Here is a 15,484-nt window from a genome sequence, read left to right as displayed (position 1 = left end):
TCAGGAAATTTGACCTAGTGCAACGTTTCCCGGACTTGGGCACTGCGTTAATGCGCCTGAAAAGCGTCGCGTAGTCCAATCTTAGCGGTCGCAGGGGGCAGCAAGAAGTTCGTCACGACCTAAACCTGTGTTCGAAGCGAGCCGAGAGACTAAACTCAGGGTCAATCGGCGTGACGGCGTGGTGTCGTTCGCTATGCAAGCACACGGAAAATGATTTTCGATATCTCACCCACCCAGATTGAATCTCTGAACAGCTTGCAACTGGTCGAATTGTTGCGAAAACTACTTCATGCCGAAGCACAAAGCGCAGGAATAGCCCTTCGGGGCGTCTCCGTGCCCCTGCAGATCACCATTGCGGACGGGGGGGAGGATGCCCGGGTGCAGTGGAACGGTGGGAATGAAGACACTGACTACCTCCCTTGCCGCATGAATGTATTCCAGTCCAAAGCAACAGATCCCGAGCCAGCTGGCTGGAAGAGGGAGGTCTGGACAAAGGCCTCACAGAGAGAAGGCGTGCCGCGGGTATTGAACGACGCCGTTTCGGCCGCGATTGCCGCACGCGGTGCATACATTGGATTTACGTCGGCTGCGATCGTTGGTAACAAGCTAACTCGGCGTATCGCCGGAATCAGGGAAGGCATTCGCGAGGCTGGCGCGAATCCCGACGATCTGATTGGCATCGCGATCTATGACGCCAATCAGATCGCAGCCTGGGCCAGCCAGCATCCTTCCGTCGCGGTCTGGCTGAACGAAGCACAGACCGGCCTTCCTTTGGGCGGGTTCCAGACGATTGACAGTTGGGGCGGACGCGCCGATTTTGCTACCATCAAGTTCGTCGATGATGAGGCTCCCCGCTATGACGTCGGCGAGAGTGGTAACGGAAAAGCCCATTCCGGCGATGTGCTGAATTCCCATCAGGCGCGCGAGCGCATTTTTGAGCACATAGCCGAGCCGAAGCGATGTGTTCGAGTCATCGGTCCGTCCGGGATCGGCAAGTCCCGCTTCGTATATGAGCTATTCCGTGACCGGAACACCTTGGAAAGAGTTATCACAGGTGTATCGGCGATCTACTGCGACTTTCGTAGCATTGGACAGGAGCGTCTTCTCCAGGTTGTCGAAGCCATGGCAGGGCGGAGCGTTCCGGCGCTAGTTGTTGTCGATGAGTGCCCGCGTGAATCAGCGTCAGTTCTGGCGGACATCGTGTCTGACGCGCGTAGTCGACTTCGACTGATCACCATCGATATAGACGATCGCACGATTACTGCGGAGAGTGTTCTCAATATTTCGGTGTCGAGAAGCGATGATGCGCTTGTTGAAGGAATCATTCGGCAACGGGCCCCGACAAGCGACGGCACAACGATTTCTTACCTCAAGAATCTTAGTGGCGGGTTTCCCCGAATCGCCGTTCTTGCCACGGACAATCATCTGGGAGGTATGCCGGCACTTAAGTCCATGGAGGACGTGGTCGAACGGGTCTTGACAGGCTGTGGCGTTGGCGAGCGGGACCAAGTACGCGCCATCGAATGCTTGGCACTATTCGAGCGCGTAGGGGCTGAAGACAACGTGGCAGGACAGCTCGATCTCGTCGCCGAACGGCTCGCGCGGCAATCCGGTGACGAAATGTATGAGCACCTGTCCGCGGCATCGAAGCACGAACTGGTGGACCGCCGCGGTCCTTTCTTTCGGGCGCAGCCATTGCCAATCGCCGCCTTTCTCGGGGCCAGAAGAATCGAGCTACTGCGCACCGAAACGATCATCCATTTCATCGAGTCTGCTCCGAACGAGCTGGTGGTCGCGCTTTTAGAGCAGTGGAGGTATTTTGATCGGACGCGCACCGCCGTCTCGGTGGCCGAAAGGCTGGTAGGGCGAGAAGGGCGTTTCGGGACGCTGGCCGCTTTGAGTTCTGAGTTTGGAGCTCAATGCCTGCACGCCTTATGTCATGTCGCACCGAACGCCTGCGCCGAAACAGTACGGCGAGTCTTCGGCGAATTGCCGCTTGATGAACTCAGGGAGCTCGGAGATGGGCGGCGTTTTCTCGTGCACACGCTCGAAAGACTTGTCTTTCGCCATCAGTCGTTCCGTTTGGCAGCTCATCTTCTGATGCGTCTCGCAGCAGTCGAGACGGAAAACTGGAGCAACAACGCAACGGGGCAGTTCAAGCAGCTGCTCCAGATAGATTTAAGTGGCACCGAGGCAGAACCTTCGGAAAGGTTTGCGGTAATAGATCATGGAATCGCATCTGGCGACGAGCGAATCATTGCAGTTTGCATCGACGCGCTCGAGGTGAGCCTTGGCCGCACATATTCCTCCCGGATCGCGGGCGCTGAGGAAATCGGCAGCCAACCGCCGTTGCGGGATTGGCATCCACAAACTTGGGAGGAGGTATTCGATTTCCATCGACGAAGCCTCGCTACGCTTGAGCGGATTCGCTCCACGTACGCGTCTTTCGAAAGCCGCTGCGATGAAGTTCTTGCAACGAGTCTGCGGGGAATTATCTGCGAACCTCTCATCACCGAAATTGAGACAGCCGCGAATGCCGTCGCGCAGCGGCGCGGCGTCTGGCTGGAAGGAATTCGGGCGGTTGGATCGTGGCTCTATTTTGACCGCAAGGCCTATCCAGAGGAATTGCAGGGTCGAGTAAGGGTTTTGTATGACAAGCTGATGCCGACGGACCTGATTCAACTCGCCCTTCTTTATACAAAATTCTGGGCTAGTGACCTTTACGACCCCGATCTGGAATACGACCAGAGCGACGATGCCACTCTGGCCTTCGATTACTCGTCGCGAAAGGCCAAAGAGGTTGCCGTGCAGATTGCGCAGGACGATAAACTGGTCGCGCGCGCAGTTCTCGAAATGGCGCCTCAGAAGCTCAACAATTCCCACCCCTTTGGCTACGAGCTGGCAAGAAATGTCGCTGACCCGCTGGCGACTTTCAAGCTTGCTGTCGAGATTATCAGCACGTCCGCGAATCTGGAGGGACTAGGATTTCTTCGGGGCCTGCTCGGCGGTATCGACGACCGCGACAGTGACGTTGCTGACGAGTGCGTGCGACTGGCGCTCGAGTGCGACGCGCTAAGACGCGGAGCCATCGATATCTACACTGCCGTGAAAGTCTCGGCGGAGCGGCTCACGGAAATCGTCGAGAGCGTCAAGGCAGGGACCCTGGCCGCGGCTCACTGTGTCTATCTATCCTATGGCCAAGGGCTAGCGCACTTGAGCGCCAATCAGATCCTCCCGTTAGTCGACGAACTTGCGAACAACCACAAAGGGGAAGGCGTCTGGTCTGCCCTTGAAATCATCACGATGTACCAGCATGGTCGGACTGTTTTCGATTCTGACCTAGTTGAACGCTCGAAAAGCATACTCGTATCGTCGACGCTAGTTGGGGAAGTCAGGCGTGGCAACCGGAACGGCTACCTTTTCGAAAACATGGTCAGGCAGCTTAACGAACACGCTGCACTTGACGACCGTTTTGCGGCGAAGTTGGGCGAGCAGTTCGTCCGTCTCTGCGTACTCAGCAAATATGATGCCTTCGATGCGCTTGATGATGCGGTCCGGAAGGTCGTCAAACTCCTAGTCACAGAACGGCCGCTCGAGTTGTGGGAAGTGGTTGCGCGGTTTGTAGAGCGCGCAACCCCGACCGAGCGATCCCGCCTGACTCGACTCGTCGGGCAGTCAAGCAGAGGGTTTAGGCGTCAAGATGATAGCGAGAACGGCGCAGGTCCCTTGTACGGTATTCCAGAGTCAGAGTGTTTCGCATGGGCGGATGCCGATGCACCAAACCGCTCGCCGTTTCTTTGCGAGTTCTATCCGCTCTTAGACAAAGATGATGCTGGAAATATGATGTGGAACCCTGCCATGGAAAGGCTTGCGGCCAGATACGGTGAGCATGCAGCATTTCGTGATGCGCTTACCAGCCGACTCCATATTGGTGCCTGGTCGGGTTCATTGATCCCTTATCTCGAGGCCTACTTCGCTCCTCTCGAGGTCTGGTACCGCCATACAGTTTTCCAACTTGCCCAGTGGGCGAAGGAAACGCGCCGCGCGCTCGACGTGCGCATCGCGTCAGCAAAGCAGATGGAAGGGGAGGAATCTTGATTGAGCGAAGTTTGATTAGCCGGCGCTTGCACGACGAGGAACAGAGCAGAGGCGACAGATTCCTTGCGGACCATGCGTGACGAGAAGCAGTCGTGCTCGATCGGTCTTATGCAACCGCCGAAGCGGGTTGAAAGCTAGTCGATTCCTTGGCAAACTACTGTATATACATACAGTTGTTTGAGATTATTGGAATGCGAGGGCGGCTGATGAGAGAAGAAGCAACACCGCACCTTCGGTGCAAACCGGGGGATCTGGCAAGGGTGATCCACTCGATCAATCCTGCATTGATCGATCAGATTGTCGTCGTAGAAGGGTGGAGGGAGGAGCATGGCCGCTGGGCCGTTTGCCTTCTGGGAAGGGCGGTGCTAGGTGTTACGTTATCGGCCCAAGAGCCGATCATCACATCTCGGTATGGATTTCGCGACTCATCTCTTGAGCCGTTGCCGCCGGAGATTGCCGTGCCGCGCGGAAAGGCGGTTAGTCACCCGCGCCGAGCTTATCTGATGCGTGGAGCATCCGAAGTATCAGTTTGAACGTGGTTTCTGGTTCGCCAGCCTGATCTGCCTTTATGATGGCGTCGATCACTGCGCGGGCTGATTCGCTCGCGCTCGTGATCGCGTCGTCGTAGGTTGTACGAGCCTTTGAATTTGCTGCTGGCTCGCCTCGCCCTTCGGCAAGCCATAGAGCGTTGACTCCCAGAACAGCTGCGATCTGCGGGAGGCGTCGGGCGCTATTGCGAGTTCCAGCCTCCAAGTTTCCTATGGTCGACTGGGATACGCCGGCTTTCTTGCCAAGCTCCTCTTGGGACAAGTCCGCCTCCTGGCGGGCCCACTTCAGTCTGTCGGCTAATGTATACATATCACAATCGTAATAGGTAGTGCCATTCGATTTGTGTTGACTTGGCCAAACACAAATGTGATTATTGGGTGCATGGATATTCAAATTGCCATCACCGAGCTGCTCCGCTCGGGTATGACCCAGGCGCAACTTGCCAAGTTGATCCCGTGCTCTCAATCGCTCGTTTCGGCACTTCTCAACGGAACGAGGGGGGCGCGTACGTCACACAAGATCGCAAGCAGAGTGGTGGAGCTTCACGGGTCACATGTGGCGAGCTTTCGCTAGGCGGGGATCGCATGAAGCGCCTGTACGCACGTCTGGTCCTCTGGTTGGTCCGGCCGGCGCTTGAAGTCGCCCTGAACGACAGAGATCGGCAGGGCGATTCCATGTGGCGCATGAAATGCGTTGTTTCAGTTTCCGGGCGCCAGTGGACGCTCGCGAAGGACGGTTCGCTTGACCTTACTCGCGACGAAGCACTGCCTTCAGAAGATCGCTCCGATCTGCCAGCAACGCCCTGAGTGGGCTTTCGAACGACTCTTGATCGCCAGTCGACGGCGGAGCTGCCAAGAAGTAGGAAACGCTGTCCTCCAGTGCAGTTTGGTTGAAGCCTGGCGAGTCTTGAATCGATGCCTTCAGCGCTGTCAGTGCGGCGAGCACGCCGAAGCGAAAGCTGTCCAGTTCGCGAAGAAGTTGTTCGTTGGATGTGGTCATGCGGGCCCCGTTGTTTGGTTGTTGAAGTGGATAGAGCCTTCGATTCTCGCATAGCGGTGGTCCGCATTCAGTTGTGGTGTACGCAGTTTAGAAAATTCGACCTTCAAGGTCATTCAATCAGTTTTGAACGGAGTTGAGTTGCTATGAACACGATTGAGGTCATCCGGAGACCCAGCATTGAGCGGGCATTCCGGGAAGCGCTGAGCGATCCGCGCAGCCGCGGGCCGGTCGCCGACGCGCTCGGCTGGGACGATTCGCAGGTGAGCCGGTTCCTATCGGGGAATCTCGGCGTGCCGATCAACAAGATCGACGCGGGGCTGAACGCGCTTGAGCTGCGCGTCGTCTCGCGAGAGTACCTGGACGGGCTGTCGACGATGAGCAAGGTTGGTGTGAACTGCCACTGCGCACGGGAAGGGTTCGGGGAGTGCGGCGGTCGGTGGTGATGTAAGAAGCGGACCCAGGCAAAAGCGTTTTCGACGGAGAGTGCTTCTGTCTTGGTTTAGTAATCCTAACAAATAAATCTATGGAAACCGATCAGATCGACCGGCAGGCCGAAATGCGTCAGCGGAGCCTGGCCATTCCGGAAGAGGTGAAACGCATCGTGCGAGATGCCAGCCAACACCCGAAGTACCCGCGCAAGTGCCTGTCGTGTGGGGCGTCCGAATCCCTCGACGGCTCCGTGCCGTGCGGCCACTGAAATGCCCCGCTTCCATTGCCGCTGCCGGAACTGCGAGACGCGCCGGGTGCTGAAGAAGCGCCCGGACGAGTACGTACGGCAGCCACAATGCGACGTCTGCAGCCGGCGCGATTTCCGAATCGACTCTTGGATGCAGAAGCGCAACACGCGCCTGATGGCGTGCACGTGCGCCGGTTACTGGTTCTGGCATCGGCGCGGCTCGCTGTACTGCTGGCACCGAGCCGACGGCTCAATCCGATCACCCGGCGATCCTGATTTTGCGGATCGCAATCCGCCGCCCGATGCGCTGGCGGCCTGAATTTCTCTTCTGGAGGGAACGTGGCAAAAAGCTCCGTTGAAGCATATGGCGCGCAGAGCAAGGTAACTGCGCTAGCGATGGACCCGAACGACCTCGAGCTCGTTGTTGACCCGTCTCACCCACTGTACGACCGGCGCGTGCATCAAGAGCCGAACCCGAAGACGGTGTTGAACTACCGTGCGATTGGAGTGCGTAAACCGGTGCTGTTCTACAAGGATCCGGAGACCGGCAAGAACCTGGTCATCGACGGCCGCACGCGGGTGATCAATGCACGTGAGCTCAATCGGCAGTTGATCGCCGCCGGCGAGCCGCCGATCACAATCCCGGCGATCCCGCAGAAGGTTATCAACGACGGTGGGAAGTCGTTCCCTGCCGTGATGGTTAGCACGAACGAGATCCGCAAAGAGGATTCGCCCATTAACCGCGCCGAGAAGATGGCGCGCATGCTCGACGTCGGCCACACGGAGGAAACCGTCGCAACCATGTTCGGCGTCGAGGTGCCGACGGTCCGCCAGCAGTTGAAGTTGCTCGATTGCACGGCTGCCGTCCGTGATGCGCTCGAGGCCGACCAGATCACCGTCTCGAACGCGCTGAAGCTCGCGAAGCTGACGCCGGATCAGCAGCGTCAGAAGGTGCAGGCAGTCATCGCGGCGGCCGACGGCAAGGAAGGGCATGCGAAGTCGCGGGCACAGCAGGCTGTGCTGATCGGCTGCGCGGCCCCGCGCATGCGCACCCGCAAGCAGATCGCTGCGGAGCTCGAGAAGGCGACAGGCGAGCGTGCCGACGTGCTGCGGTGGGTGCTCGGGATCGATGCCGCGGCGTCGACTACCGAGCCTGCGGATCCTCGGCAAATGTCGATCGACGGGGCTGCATGAGCATCAAGGTCCAAACAATGGTGTGGGACCGGTATCCGGGCGAAGACCATGAACTGTTGCTTGCCCTGAAGCTGGCCGACTTCTGCGACGACAACGGGGAACACATCTTCCCGAGCATCGAAAGGCTCGCAGAAAAGACGCGCCGCTCGGTGCGTGCCGTGCAGTACCAGCTCAAGAGCATGGTGGAACGCGGATGGTTGATTCTGGTTGCCAACGCGGGAGGTGGTCGTGGTCGCGCCTGCGAGTACCGCATCAATCCCGACTGGATAAACGGTGCAGAGATTGCACCCATTTCCGCTGGTTCAAAGGGTGCAACGGATGCACCCATCGGAAACGGTGCAACGAGCAGCAAAAAGGGTGCAACGAGTGACGGAAAGGGTGCAACGGGTTTCGCAAAAGGGTGCAATGGGTTGCACCCGATTCACCATGAACCACCACAGGAACCGTCAGAGAACCACCAAGGCGCACGGCGTGCGCCCAAAGTTGCGGCTCACGGCGAGCTGCAGTCGATCGAACTGCCGGACTGGCTGGCGTTCGAGGACTGGGACATGTGGTGCGAACACCGCGAGGCGAAGCACAAGGACGCGCCATGGACTCGCCCGGCGGCGACTGTGTCGATCCGGAAGCTGACGAAACTGCGTTCGCTGGGCCAGGACCCGAAGGCGTGCATCGAGGAAGCCGTGCTGCGCGGCTGGACGGGCCTATTCCCGCTGAAAGGCGATGTGGCAGCGACGTCGTCGGGCTCCGATAACGCGATCGCTCCGGACTGGTGGAGGACGGCGCCAGGCATTCGCAAGCTCGGCAAGCAGCTCGGCATTGAAGAGAAACCGAATCAGGTCTTCGAGCAGTACAAGGCGAAGGTGTTCAAGGCGGCCGGCCCGGGCGAATGGATGGAAGACATGCTGAGCACGGTCAGCCGCGAAAGCGAAGAGCGCTATGAGGCGCTGTACGCCTACTTCAACGACATTCCGCGAGATCAGGGCGCGCAACAGGTGGAGGCATGACGAAACGAAGCACATGGCCGATGCGCGTCGACGCGGGTACGAGGAAGGTCGGCACGGCGCGTGTTCGTGACAACTCGAGGACCAAGATGACTACGGCACAAAAGGCCGTTTCCGATGCGACTGGCAATCGGCCGCACGTCGACGCCGGTTTCGATGAAATCAGTGACGGAATCGATGCGGCACCGGTCCTGACACCGGCATATCGCCAGCCTGATGCGAAGACGCGGATGCAGGCGCTGGGCCGGCTCAAGAGCGGCCAGATGAACAAGACGGAACAGCGTTACGCCGATCACCTTGAAGCGCGCAAGCAGGCTGGCGAGATCGCCTGGTATCGATTCGAGGGTATCAAGTTCCGTCTCGCGGACAACACTTTCTACACGCCGGATTTCGCGGTGATGCTCGCGAGTGGCCAACTCGAGGCGCACGAAGTCAAAGGCCACTGGCAAGACGACGCGCGCGTGAAGGTGAAGGTCGCTGCGGACCAGTACCCAGTCCGGTTCCTGGCAGTGACGGCCGGTCGTGCAAGGGACGGTGGTGGTTGGCAGGTGGAGGAATTCTGATGAGCGGCGGAAAGATGAGCTTCACGCAACGATGCATCTGTGAGCGTCTTGGAGAGAGTCCCGGCATTACGTTGCGGGCACTTTCATCGCAGCTGCGATCCACGCCTGACAGCATGAAGCGCACTGTGAACCATCTGATTTCTACCGGGTATATCAGGCTCGGGCGGCGGGGCAAGAAGGGTTACGAGTTGCATCTTACTGGCAAGGCGTTCCCTGCGTCGATCGAGGTGATGCCGGCCGACAAGCGCCGCTACTTCGCGTTCGAGGTTGGAATTGCCGCGGTCATTCCGGCAATTCGAGCGATGGTCGACGTTGGGCGAGCGTCGGCATGAAGCGCTCAGGATTCAAGCCGCGCACGAAGCCGATGTCACGAGGGTCATGGTCACGGAAAAGTTCGCCGTTGCCGGGACGTGCCCCGCAGCAGGTGAAGAACAGGCGCGGCCCGAGACGACCGACCGTCGCAGAAGGCCTGAAATACCTCGAGGCCTGCCGCGGCGAACCGTGTTACCTGCGGGTGCCAGGCATTTGCAGGCGAAACCCGATCGACGAAACCGTGGTGCCGTGTCACTCGAACCAGTCGCGCCACGGGAAGGCTGGGGCAATGAAGGCGAAAAACGAATTCACGGTTCCCGGCTGCGGCGCGTGTCACGCGTGGATCGACCAGAACCGCGTCGGCACGCCGAAACAGATCAAGTTCGACGTGTGGGATCGGGCATTTGAGGAATGGGCGCCGGTTCGGGCCAGAAAGATGGGAGAGGCGAATTGCCAGTGAGGATGTGGGTTGAGATTCCCGACGGGACGTATAGCGTTCCGAGACGTCGCGGGCGCGGCGGGATTGTGTTTTCCGAACACACGCGCGAGATCGATGCGACGGTATTCCGCATCGCCCGTATTGCGACCGCCAAGCGGCAACTGATCACGGCCGTCGAAGTGGACGCGTTCATTCCGGAAATGTACCGGGCGCGTATCGCGAAGAGTGATCCGCGCTGGATCGAGCCGGGCGTGTTCCGGACAAGGGCTTACGTCTACCGCAACAAGAAATCGCGCGTACTCGGGCAGTTCCTTGCGAGCGGGGCACTCGAAATCGATTTGAGAGACGAGGCATGAGCGCCGCCGCATGCATTTTGTACAGCGACGTTCCCGAGCTGCTGTTGACGTCCGCGATTCGCCATCGTGACGGAGTAACCCAAGCGGATCTCATCGCCTTCGACGAATGTCCATTCAGCGGTGAGATCACAGAGACTGAACATGGCACGCAGATAGCGTTTCCGTGGCCCCGCAACCGGACGATGCGCCATGCGATCGGCGATTGGCTCACGCACTACGGCATTAACTTCACGGTCGTCATGTAACGACTAACGACCGGTGTCTCAAGCAAATCGAAAATAGGATGAACATGACGATCGACGAAAGCAACCAGATCGAAGAACTGCTCGACGAATGGTACGACTGGCAGGCAGGTTATGTGCCGAGCCTTGGTTATGGGCGCGTCGATCCGTCGTGTCGTGGCTTCTCGGAAGACGAACGCACGTTGACGGCCGACGAGCGATCGGAGGAGGCCGACCGGAAGGCGGCGAAGAAGCGGGCCGAACAGGTTGACGTGTGCGTTGACGCTTTGACGTGGCAAGAGCGCGCAGCAATCCAGCGACACATGAAGGCGAAGCGAATTGGCGCGATGAACGAGGCATGCGACGCAAAAGTCTGGAGCAATCCGCGCGGACTCGATGTGTCGGACGCTCATGCGAGCTATCAGGCTGCGAAGGCGATGTTGTATCCGTACGTGAGTGAGCGTGGTCTGTTGAAGGAGGCGCGCGCGGCCAATAGTGAATAAGGCGCTGTCATCGCCATTTGCGCTGTGTCTGTAGGCATCCTGCATATAAAGACTATACGACTTGGCAAAGTTTTGAGAGTATCGCCACGCCTTTTGTACAATCGCAAGTGAGAGTCGAATTAACTTACCAATTCGAAAGATTGCGTAATAAAAAAGAAAGGTGTGCAGATGGACACGCATGACTTGGTTCGAGCAATACGAGGCGGTCTGATTCAGCAGGATCGCCTTCTTAAGCTTGACACGCCGTTAGGCAATGATGTGCTGCTTCCGCATCAGATGGTCGGTCAGTCCCGTCTCGGGCGTCATTTCGAATTTGTTGTCGATGTTGTGTCGACAACATCGAGTATTGAGCTCAAGAACCTCATAGCTCAGCCCGTGACGTTGTGGATCCAGCAGCGCGATGGGACATATGCGCCACACAATGGCTACGTGCACACGGCGAGGCGCCTTGGTGCCGATGGTGGTTTAACGTTCCACCAGATCACCGTAGCCTCTTGGATGCACTTCCTCCGATTTCGTCGCGACCAGAAAATCTGGCAAGACAAGTCTGTCGATTCGATCATCACCGACATCTTTAATGCGCATCCGCAAGCACGCGGCTTCTTCGAGTTTCATCTTTCCAAGTCATTGCCGTCGCTATCTTTCTGCCGCCAGGATGAGACGGATTGGAACTTCGTCCACCGGCTTCTGGAGGCTGAAGGGCTTTACGGCTACTGGAAGCACGATGGCGATGGTAAGACGCATCGGCTTGTTATCACCGATCGCCTGACTGCGCTAGACCAGGCGGTGCCGCTCTCGTTCACTCGCGCCGGCACAACTATCGCTTCCGATGGACTTACTCAGTGGAGCGGTAGCCGCACGCTCCAAAGCACATCGCTCACGACTCGCACGTTCGACTACAAGAACCCAGGGAGCGTGTTCAACTCAAAGGGCACGTCCTTGCCGACGATGCCGAATCAGGGCGATCTGCCTGAGCAGGCGGAAGTCTATCAATACACCGGTGCGTACACTTTCATGGCACAGGAGCGGGGAGATGCCCTGTCTAAGACGCGTCTCGAGGAGTGGGAATCTCGATCGAAGCGCTTTTTCGGCATCGGAGGCTGGCGTGCTGCTGACGTTGGCAAGCGGTTCACCTTGAATGGGCATCCCGAGCATGACGGCGACTCCGGTGAGCAGCGCGAATTTGCCGTCATCGCGGTGCGTTGGACTATCCGAAACAACCTGCCGGTTACGCGTGCGTCGGCACGAATGCCTCACAGTCTCGATCAGCAGATTGAGGAATCGGGGATTGAAGACATGTACGGAGCTACGCCCGCGCCTGTAGCTCTTGATGGACCCACGGGCGCTTATCAGGTCGAGATCGAGGCCCAACGGACCACCGTTCCGTTCAGGAGCCCGTTTGAACATACGAAACCGACAACGCATCTCGAGACTGCAATTGTGGTCGGCCCGCAAAATGAAGAGGTTTACACCGACGAGTTGAATCGCATCAAAGTGCGCTTCATTTGGGATCGAGTCAATGAAGGTAACGAAAGCGCATCGTGTTGGGTGCGCGTTGCGCAGTCAGATACTGGGAACGGGTACGGCTCAGTCCACCTCCCGCGGGTCGGCGAAGAAGTCTTGATCGATTACGTCGGAGGAGACTGTGACCGTCCGATCGCAATGGCACGCGTGTATAACGGTGCAACGAAACCTCAATGGCATACGAATGGGTTGCTATCAGGTTACCGGTCGAAAGAGTTCGCCGGAGCCGGATACAACCAGATGGTAATGGACGACTCGACTGGCCAAAACAGGGTGCAGCTTTTCAGCAGCCAAGCGAACTCAGCACTTCATTTGGGTTACCTGATCGATCAAGCGGGCAATGCTCGTGGTGACTATCTGGGGAGTGGCTTCGATTTACGGACGGACAATTACGGTGCCGTCCGAGCGAACCGTGGGCTCTATGTTTCGACGTATCCGAAGACGGTCAGCAGTCAGCCCCTCGACGCCCGCGAAACTCAACAGCAGTTAGTGCGGGCAGAAAGCTTGATCGAGTCACTGTCGGACGCGACCAAGGCTCATAACGCCGAGGATCTGCAGGCAGGGTATGACGCTCTCAAACAGCTGACCGATGCGACGCAAGAGGCCGCCACGGGTGCGGCGTCTGGTGGCCGTACAGCGGGCGGCGGTACTGGTTCCGCGAACGTTTTCAAAGAGCCCATCATGCTGTTTGGCAGCCCGTCGGGTATCGCGCTCTCGAGCAACGAATCAGCACACCTGTCTGCTGCCCAACACGTTAACATCGTGAGCGGTCAGAGCACGCATCTCGCTGTCGGAAAATCACTGATCGCGAGTATCGCTGACAAGCTCAGCATCTTCGTCCAGGGCGCAGGGATGAAGTTGTTTGCCGGCCGCGGGAAGGTCGAGGTCCAGGCGCATTCGGACAACATCGAACTGACCGCGCAGAAATCGGTAAAAGTCCAATCGACAACCGCGAAGGTTGAGGTTGCAGCCGACCAAGAGATCTACCTTACTTCTGGTGGCGCTTACATCCGCATCGCAAATGGGGATATCCAGATCCATGCACCAGGCAAGATTGATATCAAGGGAGCATCGCACAGCCTGGACGGGCCGACGGCACAAGGCTACGTGCTTCCTGGGCTACCTCATGCCGGCGACGCGCCCCGATATCATGAGCAGTTCCATCTGGTCGAGGACGACGGCGAGACAGTATTACCACACACGCGCTATGAAATTGAGAGCGAGTCGGGGAAGAAGTGGACCGGCTACAGCGACGCCGATGGTTTTACGCAGCATATCTACACTGAACAGCCGGAGTCCCTATCTCTGACGATCTACAAGGAGGTCGATGATGACGACGAAGACCAAGAAGCGTAAGACTGTAAAGCGCCATGTGAGGCATGCGTCGACGACCAATGCTGATCAAAATTCACTGACGAAAGCAGTTATCCAGAACGACGTTGGCGAATGGGTACGGCCTGCGACGGGAGACAAATTTTACATCGACGAAACAGCCAAATTCCCTTCGGTGACGTTCGAAATCAAGACCACCGAGCCGCCTCCTTATCAATGGAAGTGGACGATCGTATGGGACGCGCAGGTTAGTCCGTTTCGAAAATCGGGTAAGCGTGGTAAGAAGGTCAGGTCATTCTCGGAGACGGGCTCTTTCACGAGTAACGATACGACGTGGGAAGCGACGCTCAATGACAAGATCCTTGGCGGGAAGCTGTCTGTCGAAGTCAAGGCAGGTAGCACCGAATTCCGGCGGACGGTGTTCGTCCTTGGTAAGAATCCGTCGAAGGATGACGTGCTTGCGTATCTAAAGCAGATTCCGAACACCATTGGCTTTGACTTGATCCTAGAGCAAGAGAGCCACTTCAAGAATTTTTGGGATACCGACAACGAGCCGGTGGTCGCGGGCGACAAAGGTTTCGGTATGACTCAGATGACCCATCCCTCGCCGACGTATGAGCAGGTGTGGAACTGGAAAGAGAACATGAAGGCGGGAACGTCGCTGTTTCAGCAAAAACAGAGGGATGCGATCTCCAGCTTCAAGGGGCATCCATATACTGAGGACCAGTTGAAACACGAGACCTTCACAAGATGGAACGGCGGCAGTTACTATCAGTGGAACGCGAAGACGCAGCAGCTCGAGCGTCAAGATATGCTATGTGACTCGCAGACCGGCAATATCGGCTGGAACCCCGCCGATCCCACAAATGCGGGCAAGACGGAAGCAGAGTTGCATGAGCGCGACAAGGACGAGTACAAAAAGATGAAGGCTGGTCAGGGCAAAGACCATCGATGGACCTATTCAGGTATTTGTTATGCCGATCACATTCTCGGAAACTAAGTGGTGGTTGTGTGCAGCGGCGCTTTCGATTGCCGCAAGCGCGTTCGCAGAGACCGCAGCACCTAATTCGATCCGGCTGTCAAATGGCCGTGAGATGCAACAAGACGGTAAGCACTTGGTCGAGGTCGATGTTGGACACCATCGCTCAGCGACGGTGCAATTGCCGCCGGCACTTCGTCGCGCCGTAGCTTCCGCATCGAGTATTGGATTCCCATCGGCGAGCTCGAAGGTCGTCGACGGGAAGGAGTTCGTATTGGTTGTTGTGAACCAGTCGTCCAGCAACAATCCGATGGGCTTCTGCGGATCGGGAGAGGAAGGTACCCTCTACGTCCTCCAAATGAAGGGAAATGCCGCCGCCTCGAAGTATGCGATGCCCGTGCAAAGCTGTTTGAATAGCGTGTCGCTCGATACCGATGTGAACAATCGCTCACCGTACCTTGCGATCGAATGGCTAGACGGCCCCCCTGGTTTCAAGATTGCATGGACCAATATCGACGATGCTGGTCCTGCAACCCGTGAGTATCGCTACAACGGCAGTACATTCGTCGAAAGCAAGAAGTAATTTTTGTCGATGCAGGCGTGCAAAACTTCTGCGACATTGTCGGCAGTGTGCCGAGTAGCTCGGTCCGGTCGACGAGCTCACTCGCGGTCAAGTGTCGCACCTCTGAAAGTTGTGCGGTCTCCTGCTGGTGACCGAGGCTTCCATTGGAATCCACA

General features: G+C 57.7%; 17 protein-coding genes. 15 read left to right on the top strand and 2 right to left on the bottom strand.

Features of this window, described 5'->3' with window-relative positions:
* Nucleotides 1-210 precede the first annotated feature (210 nt).
* On the top strand, nucleotides 211-4,098 hold the full coding sequence (locus tag CFB49_RS09720; RefSeq protein ID WP_089491241.1) for a hypothetical protein: 3,888 nt from the start codon (nucleotides 211-213) through the stop codon (nucleotides 4,096-4,098).
* 477 nt (nucleotides 4,099-4,575) lie between these two features.
* On the opposite strand, the gene CFB49_RS09715 is transcribed toward CFB49_RS09720, so the two are convergent.
* Both CFB49_RS09715 and CFB49_RS36280 read right to left on the bottom strand, forming a co-directional pair.
* Nucleotides 4,576-4,956 (bottom strand): helix-turn-helix domain-containing protein, encoded by a 381-nt coding sequence (locus CFB49_RS09715; RefSeq protein WP_059830828.1) that lies wholly within the window; start codon nucleotides 4,954-4,956, stop codon nucleotides 4,576-4,578.
* Between the two features lie 438 nt (nucleotides 4,957-5,394).
* Nucleotides 5,395-5,646, bottom strand: a complete 252-nt coding sequence (locus tag CFB49_RS36280) for a hypothetical protein (protein ID WP_179234878.1) — start codon at nucleotides 5,644-5,646, stop codon at nucleotides 5,395-5,397.
* A 143-nt stretch (nucleotides 5,647-5,789) separates the two neighbouring features.
* Between CFB49_RS36280 and CFB49_RS09700 the strand changes: the two genes are divergently transcribed.
* The 14 genes from CFB49_RS09700 (at nucleotide 5,790) to CFB49_RS36270 (ending at nucleotide 15,329) form a co-directional block, all read left to right on the top strand.
* Nucleotides 5,790-6,089 (top strand): hypothetical protein, encoded by a 300-nt coding sequence (locus tag CFB49_RS09700; protein WP_014899191.1) that lies wholly within the window; start codon nucleotides 5,790-5,792, stop codon nucleotides 6,087-6,089.
* Between the two features lie 80 nt (nucleotides 6,090-6,169).
* Complete coding sequence (locus CFB49_RS36275; protein ID WP_179234851.1) at nucleotides 6,170-6,343, top strand: hypothetical protein; 174 nt, start codon at nucleotides 6,170-6,172, stop codon at nucleotides 6,341-6,343.
* Between the two features lie 130 nt (nucleotides 6,344-6,473).
* The gene (locus CFB49_RS36745; protein ID WP_249190311.1) at nucleotides 6,474-6,641 is read left to right on the top strand and encodes a hypothetical protein; all 168 of its coding nucleotides are present in this window, start codon (nucleotides 6,474-6,476) and stop codon (nucleotides 6,639-6,641) included.
* Nucleotides 6,642-6,661: 20 nt separating this feature from the next.
* Nucleotides 6,662-7,516, top strand: coding sequence for a ParB/RepB/Spo0J family partition protein (locus tag CFB49_RS09690; protein ID WP_089491239.1), 855 nt, complete (start codon nucleotides 6,662-6,664; stop codon nucleotides 7,514-7,516).
* Nucleotides 7,513-8,520, top strand: a complete 1,008-nt coding sequence (locus tag CFB49_RS09685) for a helix-turn-helix domain-containing protein (RefSeq protein ID WP_089491238.1) — start codon at nucleotides 7,513-7,515, stop codon at nucleotides 8,518-8,520. Before CFB49_RS09690 ends, CFB49_RS09685 begins: the two co-directional genes overlap by 4 nt.
* Nucleotides 8,517-9,080 carry a hypothetical protein gene (locus CFB49_RS09680; RefSeq protein WP_059461339.1) on the top strand — a complete coding sequence of 188 codons (564 nt, stop codon included), beginning with the start codon at nucleotides 8,517-8,519 and terminating at the stop codon, nucleotides 9,078-9,080. The genes CFB49_RS09685 and CFB49_RS09680 overlap by 4 nt, the downstream gene beginning before the upstream one ends.
* A complete protein-coding gene (locus tag CFB49_RS09675) occupies nucleotides 9,080-9,412 on the top strand; it encodes a hypothetical protein (protein WP_143329270.1) in 333 nt (110 codons plus the stop codon). The genes CFB49_RS09680 and CFB49_RS09675 overlap by 1 nt, the downstream gene beginning before the upstream one ends.
* A complete protein-coding gene (locus CFB49_RS09670) occupies nucleotides 9,409-9,852 on the top strand; it encodes a nuclease domain-containing protein (protein WP_089491236.1) in 444 nt (147 codons plus the stop codon). Before CFB49_RS09675 ends, CFB49_RS09670 begins: the two co-directional genes overlap by 4 nt.
* A gap of 2 nt (nucleotides 9,853-9,854) precedes the next feature.
* Nucleotides 9,855-10,187, top strand: coding sequence for a hypothetical protein (locus tag CFB49_RS09665; protein ID WP_089491235.1), 333 nt, complete (start codon nucleotides 9,855-9,857; stop codon nucleotides 10,185-10,187).
* Nucleotides 10,184-10,432, top strand: a complete 249-nt coding sequence (locus CFB49_RS09660; protein WP_089491234.1) for a phage portal protein — start codon at nucleotides 10,184-10,186, stop codon at nucleotides 10,430-10,432. Before CFB49_RS09665 ends, CFB49_RS09660 begins: the two co-directional genes overlap by 4 nt.
* Nucleotides 10,433-10,470: 38 nt before the next feature.
* Nucleotides 10,471-10,911, top strand: a complete 441-nt coding sequence (locus tag CFB49_RS09655) for a hypothetical protein (RefSeq protein ID WP_249190313.1) — start codon at nucleotides 10,471-10,473, stop codon at nucleotides 10,909-10,911.
* A 168-nt stretch (nucleotides 10,912-11,079) separates the two neighbouring features.
* Nucleotides 11,080-13,791, top strand: a complete 2,712-nt coding sequence (locus CFB49_RS09650; RefSeq protein ID WP_089491233.1) for a type VI secretion system Vgr family protein — start codon at nucleotides 11,080-11,082, stop codon at nucleotides 13,789-13,791.
* The gene (locus CFB49_RS09645; RefSeq protein WP_089491458.1) at nucleotides 13,766-14,767 is read left to right on the top strand and encodes a hypothetical protein; all 1,002 of its coding nucleotides are present in this window, start codon (nucleotides 13,766-13,768) and stop codon (nucleotides 14,765-14,767) included. The genes CFB49_RS09650 and CFB49_RS09645 overlap by 26 nt, the downstream gene beginning before the upstream one ends.
* Nucleotides 14,742-15,329 carry a hypothetical protein gene (locus CFB49_RS36270; protein ID WP_179234877.1) on the top strand — a complete coding sequence of 196 codons (588 nt, stop codon included), beginning with the start codon at nucleotides 14,742-14,744 and terminating at the stop codon, nucleotides 15,327-15,329. The genes CFB49_RS09645 and CFB49_RS36270 overlap by 26 nt, the downstream gene beginning before the upstream one ends.
* Nucleotides 15,330-15,484 lie beyond the last annotated feature (155 nt).

It is taken from the genome of Burkholderia sp. AU17457 (assembly GCF_002223255.1).
Taxonomy (GTDB): Bacteria; Pseudomonadota; Gammaproteobacteria; order Burkholderiales; family Burkholderiaceae; genus Burkholderia; species Burkholderia sola.
This window is presented reverse-complemented; position numbering and strand designations above follow the sequence as displayed.

Bases quoted from the DNA above. Each gene is read 5' to 3' on its own strand.
- CFB49_RS09680 (WP_059461339.1), top strand. From the start codon at position 8,517: ATGACGAAACGAAGCACATGGCCGATGCGCGTCGACGCGGGTACGAGG.
- CFB49_RS09645 (WP_089491458.1), top strand. From the start codon at position 13,766: ATGACGACGAAGACCAAGAAGCGTAAGACTGTAAAGCGCCATGTGAGG.
- CFB49_RS36280 (WP_179234878.1), bottom strand. From the start codon at position 5,646: ATGACCACATCCAACGAACAACTTCTTCGCGAACTGGACAGCTTTCGC.
- CFB49_RS36270 (WP_179234877.1), top strand. From the start codon at position 14,742: ATGCCGATCACATTCTCGGAAACTAAGTGGTGGTTGTGTGCAGCGGCG.
- CFB49_RS09720 (WP_089491241.1), top strand. From the start codon at position 211: ATGATTTTCGATATCTCACCCACCCAGATTGAATCTCTGAACAGCTTG.
- CFB49_RS09715 (WP_059830828.1), bottom strand. From the start codon at position 4,956: ATGTATACATTAGCCGACAGACTGAAGTGGGCCCGCCAGGAGGCGGAC.
- CFB49_RS09670 (WP_089491236.1), top strand. From the start codon at position 9,409: ATGAAGCGCTCAGGATTCAAGCCGCGCACGAAGCCGATGTCACGAGGG.
- CFB49_RS09655 (WP_249190313.1), top strand. From the start codon at position 10,471: ATGAACATGACGATCGACGAAAGCAACCAGATCGAAGAACTGCTCGAC.
- CFB49_RS09675 (WP_143329270.1), top strand. From the start codon at position 9,080: ATGAGCGGCGGAAAGATGAGCTTCACGCAACGATGCATCTGTGAGCGT.
- CFB49_RS09650 (WP_089491233.1), top strand. From the start codon at position 11,080: ATGGACACGCATGACTTGGTTCGAGCAATACGAGGCGGTCTGATTCAG.
- CFB49_RS09685 (WP_089491238.1), top strand. From the start codon at position 7,513: ATGAGCATCAAGGTCCAAACAATGGTGTGGGACCGGTATCCGGGCGAA.
- CFB49_RS36275 (WP_179234851.1), top strand. From the start codon at position 6,170: ATGGAAACCGATCAGATCGACCGGCAGGCCGAAATGCGTCAGCGGAGC.
- CFB49_RS36745 (WP_249190311.1), top strand. From the start codon at position 6,474: ATGCAGAAGCGCAACACGCGCCTGATGGCGTGCACGTGCGCCGGTTAC.
- CFB49_RS09700 (WP_014899191.1), top strand. From the start codon at position 5,790: ATGAACACGATTGAGGTCATCCGGAGACCCAGCATTGAGCGGGCATTC.
- CFB49_RS09660 (WP_089491234.1), top strand. From the start codon at position 10,184: ATGAGCGCCGCCGCATGCATTTTGTACAGCGACGTTCCCGAGCTGCTG.
- CFB49_RS09665 (WP_089491235.1), top strand. From the start codon at position 9,855: ATGTGGGTTGAGATTCCCGACGGGACGTATAGCGTTCCGAGACGTCGC.